The organism is Streptomyces sp. NPDC026672 (assembly GCF_040638185.1).
Lineage (GTDB): Bacteria > Actinomycetota > Actinomycetes > Streptomycetales > Streptomycetaceae > Streptomyces.
In genome coordinates, this window is sequence record NZ_JBEZXS010000032.1 from 94,687 (window position 1) to 101,438 (window position 6,752).

Sequence of the window (6,752 nt, forward strand, 5' to 3'; positions counted from 1 at the left end):
AGTGCTCCCTGTGGATCCGCACGGCGGGGCCGGCCCTCCTGACGGCCGGGTCCCCGCTCGCGGCGGATCCAGGTTCGCGTGGCTGGATCACCACGTCAAGATTAATTCCTAATTTATTTGAACTGAGTCCGGTGCACGGAGCCGTCGACCCCGCGGTACACGGCGTCGATCACGCCGTCCGGACCACCCACCGCCCCGAGCGAGCCGTCGAACGCGGCGCTCGGGAACTCTTCTCGTTTGCTCCAGCCCTGCCACGCGCCGTTCGCGTAGCGCTGCTGCCAGAGCGTGTAGTCGCCGGCCCGCGCGTACAGCGCCACGGAGTCGCCGGAGGCCACCAGGGTCGGGCTGCCGCTCACCGTGCCGCCGAGCGCGCTCCAGTCGGTCCACTGCCCGTCGGTGCCGCGCGAGCGCGTCCACACGTCGTCGTTCGCGGTCCGCACGGCCACGTGCACCCGGCCCTGCGAGTCGACCGCCGCCGAGGGCCTGCCCTGGACCGGACGGCCGCCCGGGACGCCGAGCGAGGACCAGCCGGAGCCCGGCCCGCGCCGCGTCACCGCGCCGTCCGCGCCGCGCGCGACGAGCGTCCAGTGCTCCGGGTCGGTGAAGGCCACCGAGGGCGCGTCCGTCAGCCGGCCGCCGAGGTCCTGCCAGGCACCCCAGTGCCCGTGCGAGAACACCCGCCGGTACGCGCGGGAGTCGGCGCCGCGCACGAAGACGTCGATCCGCCCGCCGGCCGAGGCGTGGGCCGCGGGCTGACCGAGGATCTTCCCGCGGGCCGGGCCGCCGAGGTCGGTGGTCCGCTGCCGCGCGCCGTCGCCGGTGCGCCGGACCAGCGAACCGCCGGGGCTCCGGAGGAAGGTGGTGAGGCCGTCGCCGGTGCGGACGACCGCCGGGCTCGCCGAGGTCTTCGCGCCCAGGTCGGTGCCCGGCAGCGCGTCCTCGCCGCTCAGCTTCAGGAACGCGGTGCCGTGCGCCGGGACCTCGACGGTGTACGACCCGGTGTGCGTGCCGCGGTCGGCGCGCGCCCGCAGGTCACGGACCTTCACATGGCCGCCCAGCGCGACGTCGGAGAACGTCACGGTGCGCTCGACGGCCCTGTCCGAGCGGTTGAGCAGCACGACCGCGCGCCTGCCGTGCCCGGACAGCACCTTGCTGTAGACGTCGCCCGACGCGTCGGTGGCGACCCGGACGCCCTGCACGGCCAGCGGATCCTGGTCGACGCCGATGATCTCCGGGTTGCGCAGGGTGGCGAGCATCGAGTCGGAGAGGGTGCGCGGGTCCGAGCCGAGCACCAGCGGCGAGCCCATCTCGGCCCACATCACCAGCTGGGTGGTGGACTCCTCCTCCGTCAGCTCCAGGGAGCCGTCGGCCATGCGGCGCATGGGGATGAGGTAGTCGGGGTCGTTGTAGCGGCCGGGGCCCTGGGCCTCGGGGTGCCAGGCGTTGGCGTCCATGTTGCGCAGCACGTTGGGCCACTGGCCCGGGCTCGGGGTGCCCCAGGCGATGTCGGTGCCGGTGCGCCAGGAGTCGGCGATCGTGGGGGCGTACGCGAACGTGTTGTGCGCGTCCTGCTCGGGGGTGTGCGGCAGGCCCCAGTCGTCGGTGAGCGGGTTGCACAGGTTGAGCAGCATCCTGCGGCCGGACTTGGCGACCGCGTCGCTGAACTCCTTGAAGGCCGGGCCCGGGTCGAGCTTCTCGCCGATGCCGCACAGGAAGTCGACCTTGATCGCGTCGACCTTCCAGTCCGCGAACTGCCTTGCGTCCTCCGTGTAGTGGCCGCGGCTGCCGAGTCCGCAGCTCTTGCCGCCGTCGTAGGTGCCGGCGTCGGTGTAGATGCCGGCCTTCAGACCGCGCCGGTGCAGAGAGGAGACCAGCGCCGGGATGCCGGACGGGAAGCGCTCGGGGTCGGCCGTGAGCCGGCCCTGCGCGTCGCGGGGGTTGTCCGCCTGCCAGCCGCCGTCCAGCCACACGATGTCGTAACCGCTGTCGCGCAGACCACTGGCGACCAGCTTGTCGGCGACGGAGCGCACTTCCTTCTCGGTGGGTGCCCCGAGCCCGTAGTACGTGTTCCAGCCCATGTAGGGCATCGGTGCGAGCCCGCTGTCGTACGGGGCGGGCGCGCCCTGGTCCACGGCGGACGTGCCCCGGTCCGCGGCGGGGACGGCCGTGGCCAGGGGGGCCGCGGTCGCCGCGAGGACCACGGCGATCGCGGTCGAGACGGCGCCGCGGCCGGCCGTGCGGTGGCGAGGCCGCCGTGCGGGCGGGTGTGGAGTCACGTGCCTCTCCGAAGGGTTGGGAAGCAAGGAAAGACATGACGCGGCCACCCTCGGACGGGCGTCTTCGGCGTCACGGCGACGACTGTGGCGTGAGGCCGAAACGCTGTCAAGAATTATTCCTAATTTATTGAGAGAGTCTCTTTCCCCCGTCGGAAACCTTGACAGCCCAGAACGGGCGGTGCAGTGTTCGGCAACGTTGTCGCCGGGTCTTGGCAACGTTGTCATACAGGGTGGCGTCCAGCCGCCCCCTTTCGCGGAATTCCTCGTTATTCCTCGTTTCCCCCCTGAACACCCCTGATCGGAGCCGCCGCAGATGTCGGATCAGACCGCTCAGCCCTCACGTCGTACGCTCCTGTCCGCCGGGTCCACCCTGCTCGCCGGCTTCGGCCTCGGCATGACGCTGCCGGGTGCGGTGGCCGTGGCGGATTCCGGACACCCCCAGCAGTCCTCGCGGGGCGAGCTCGCCGCCTTCCGCCCTGTCGAGGTCTCCTCCACCGACTACGCGCCCACCCCCGCCGAGTTCGCCGTCGACGGTCTGGACCTCGTCGGGGTGCGCGGCTCCGGGTGGCGGGCCGCGGCGGGCGACCCGCAGTGGATCTCGGTCGACCTCCAGGCGCTGTGCGACGTCGAGTCGGTGCGGCTGGTCTTCGAGGCGACGGCGGACGACCCGCCGTTCCACGACTCGCCGACCGGCAGCCCCCGGGACAACACCACCGGCCAGGAGATCCTCTCCAGCTGCGCGGTGGAGTTCGTCGTGGAGACCTCGCGCGACCACTCGGCGTGGACGGCGGTGTACCGGACGGACTCCGGCAGGGGCGGGGTCGTCGAGATCCCGCTGCCGAAGCCGGTCACGGCCCGCTGGGTGCGGCTGACGGTCACCAAGCGGTCCAACTCCAACCCCCTGGGCGTCAACGGCTTCCAGGTCTACGGCACCTCCCGCGCCCGGCGTCCCGAGGCCACCGGCTGGACCGACTGGGGTGTGCGCGAACGGCACCCCGAGCCCCTGCGCGTGGCCGCGGACGGCACCGTCCCGCTGGAGTCCGGCTGGGACCTGACCATGGACGACCGGGCCGGCGGCGACGGCGCCGCGCTGTCCCGGACCTCCTACGACACGAGCCGCTGGCTGCCCGCGACCGTCCCCGGCACCGTGCTCACCTCGCTCGTCGACCAGGGGCACCTGCCGGACCCGGTGGCCGGCTTCGACAACCTGCACGTGCCCGAGGCCCTGTCCCGGCACTCCTGGTGGTACCGGCGGGAGTTCGCCCTGCCGAAGGGGCTGCCCACGGGCTCGGGCCGGCACGTCTGGCTGGAGTTCGACGGCGTCAACCACGAGGCCGAGATCTGGTTCAACGGCAGCCGGGTCGGTTCCTTCAGCAACCCGTTCTCCCGCTCCGTCCACGACGTCACCGGGCTGCTGGCCGACGGCGGGCAGGCGCTCGCCGTGAAGATCACCCCGATGCCGTTCCCGGGCAGCCCCACGGACAAGGGCCCGGCGGGTCTCGCGTTCGTGGACGCGGGCGCGAACATGATGAACCGCAACTCGCCGACGTACCTGGCCTCTTCGGGCTGGGACTGGATGCCCGCGGTGCGCGACCGCGCGGCCGGCATCTGGAACCACGTCCGGCTGCGCTCCACGGGCGCGGCCGTCATCGGCGACCCGCGGGTGGACACGGTGCTGCCCGACCTGCCCGGCACCCGCACCGCCGAGCTGACCGTCGTCGTTCCCGTCCGCAACGCCGACGACGCCGCCAGACGGATCGCCGTCACCGCCGCGTTCGGCAAGGTGCGGGTGACGCAGACCGTGAGCGTGCCCGGCGGCGAGAGCGCCGACGTGGTGTTCTCCCCCGCCGACCACCCGCAACTACGCCTGCGCGACCCGGAGTTGTGGTGGCCCAACGGCTACGGCGAGCAGAACCTGCACCAGCTCACCCTGACCGCGTCCGTCGACGGCCGGGAGAGCGACCGGCGCACCACCCGCTTCGGCATACGCCAGTTCGGCTACGAGTACGGCGCCGTGCCGATGACGTTCCGCTGGAGCAGCGACCTGTTCACGCAGAACGTGGACTTCGCCCAGCGCAAGGCGCGTTACGTGCGCGTCCTGTGCCACACGCGCGCCACCGAGTGGGGCTCGTCGATGTGGAGCCTGTCCGTCCTGAACAGGACCGCGCCGGCGGACGACCTGGCGCTCGGCAAGAAGGCGACCGCGTCCTCGACCGACACCCCCGGCAACGGGGCCGGCAACGCCACCGACGGCGACGCGGACACCCGCTGGTCCTCCGCCTTCGAGGACGAGCAGTGGATCCAGGTCGACCTCGGGTCCTCCCTCGCCTTCGACCGCGTCGCCATCACCTGGGAGCAGGCGTACGCGAAGACGTACACCGTCCAGGTCTCCGAGGACGGCTCGGCCTGGAGCGACGTGCGCGACGTCGACAACGCGGCGGCGCCCCTGCCCTTCAACACCTCCGGCTCGGCGAGCATGCAGGACGTCGAGTTCGACGCGGTGACGGGGCGTTACGTCCGGGTGTTCTGCCGTACCCGGGCCACCGGCTGGGGCTTCTCCATGTGGGGCCTGGCCGTCGCGGACAGCGCCCGGCCCGGTGTCGACCTCGCGCGGGGCAAGCCGGCCACGGCGTCCACCGAGGGCGAGGGCACGGTGGCCGGCAACGCGGTGGACGGGGATGTCAACACCCGCTGGACCTCGCTCTACGAGGACGACCAGTGGATCCGGTTCGACCTGGGCTCGCCGCAGCGCTTCGACCGGGTCGCGATCACCTGGGAGCAGGCGTACGCGAAGACGTACACCGTCCAGGTCTCCGACGACGGCTCCGACTGGAAGGACGTCACGTCGGTCGACAACTCCGTCGCCCCGCTGAAGATCAGCGTCAACGGCGTGCGGGTGTTCTGCCGGGGCGGCAACTGGGGCTGGGACGAGTTGCTGCGCCGTATGCCGGCGGAGCGCATGGACGCGGCCGTGCGGATGCACCGCGACATGAACTTCACGATGATCCGCAACTGGGTGGGATGCAGCAACCGCGAGGAGTTCTACGCCAGTTGCGACGAGCACGGCATCCTGGTGTGGAACGACTTCCCGAACGCCTGGGGCATGGACCCGCCGGACCACAAGGCGTTCAACGACACCGCGCGCGACACCGTGCTGCGCTACCGCAGCCACCCGAGCGTCGTGGTGTGGTGCGGGGCCAACGAGGGCACCCCGCCCGCCGCGATCGACGACGGCATGCGGGACGCGGTGCGCTCCGGGGCGCCCGGGGTGCTCTACCAGAGCCACTCGGCGGACGGCATCGTCACCGGCGGCGGCCCCTACGGCTGGGTGGAGCCGGAGCGCTACTACTCGGCCTCGACGTACGGCAGCAAGAACTACGGCTTCCACACCGAGATCGGCATGCCGGTCGTGTCCACGGCGGAGACGATGCGCCGGCTGGTCGGCGACGAGCCCGAGTGGCCCGTCGGCGGCGCCTGGTACTACCACGACTGGAGCACGAGGGGGAACCAGGCACCGCAGAACTACCGCGCCGCCATCGAGTCGCGGCTGGGCACGGCGAAGGACCTGGACGACTTCTGCCGCAAGGCGCAGTTCGTCAACTACGAGAACGTGCGGGCCATGTTCGAGGCGTGGAACGCCCGTCTGTGGCAGGACGCGAGCGGTCTGCTGCTGTGGATGTCCCACCCCGCCTGGTACAGCACGGTGTGGCAGACCTACGACTACGACTTCGACGTCAACGGCGCCTACTACGGGGCGCGCAAGGCGAGCGAGCAGGTCCACGTCCAGTTCACGCCGCAGGACGGCACGGTGATCGCCGTCAACCACACGGCCGCGCGGATCGAGGGCGCCACCGTCTCGGCGCGCTGGTACGACCTGTCGGGCCGTCAGATCGTCCCCGAGCGGCAGCGGAAGCTCGATCTGGCGTCCTCCGCGGCCACCGAGGTGTTCACCGCGGACGGGACGGACGGGCTGCCGGACTTCCACCTGCTGCGGCTGCGGCTGACCGGCGCGCGGGGCGAGGTCCTGTCCGAGAACACCTACTGGCGCTACCGCACCCCGGAGGCGATGCAGGCGCTCGGCAAGGCGCAGCGGACCCGGGTCGCGGTCGACGTCACGGACACGGACGGCTCGGGCCCGCGGCACGAGCTGACCGCGAAGGTCACCAACCGGGGCTCGTCGGTCGCGTCGATGGTGCGCCTCACGCTCCTCGACTCGAAGTCGGGGGACCGGGTGCTGCCGACCCTCTACGGCGACAACTACCTGTGGCTGCTGCCCGGTGAGTCGCGGACGGTGACGGCGTCCTGGCCGGCCGAGGCGCTCCAGGGCCGTCCGAGGCTGCGGGTCGAGGGCTACAACGTGCCCCGGGTCACCGCCCAGGGCTGACCGGCGGGAGCCGGGCCGGGTCCGTCCCTTCCGGGCGGACCCGGCCCCCCCCCCCCCCCGCCCCCGCCGGCCGGCGCCGCGAGCGAGTTCCC

Annotated in this window: 2 protein-coding genes; one reads left to right on the forward strand and one right to left on the reverse strand. The window is 72.2% G+C overall.

Annotated elements, in window-relative coordinates; all coding sequences use genetic code 11:
- Window positions 1–113: 113 nt before the first annotated feature.
- Window positions 114–2,276, reverse strand: a complete 2,163-nt coding sequence (locus AB0F77_RS30935) for a glycoside hydrolase family 27 protein (RefSeq protein WP_361954995.1) — start codon at window positions 2,274–2,276, stop codon at window positions 114–116.
- A gap of 313 nt (window positions 2,277–2,589) precedes the next feature.
- Between AB0F77_RS30935 and AB0F77_RS30940 the strand changes: the two genes are divergently transcribed.
- Entirely contained in the window at window positions 2,590–6,660 is a 4,071-nt protein-coding gene (locus tag AB0F77_RS30940) for a discoidin domain-containing protein (protein ID WP_361954996.1), read from the forward strand.
- Window positions 6,661–6,752 lie beyond the last annotated feature (92 nt).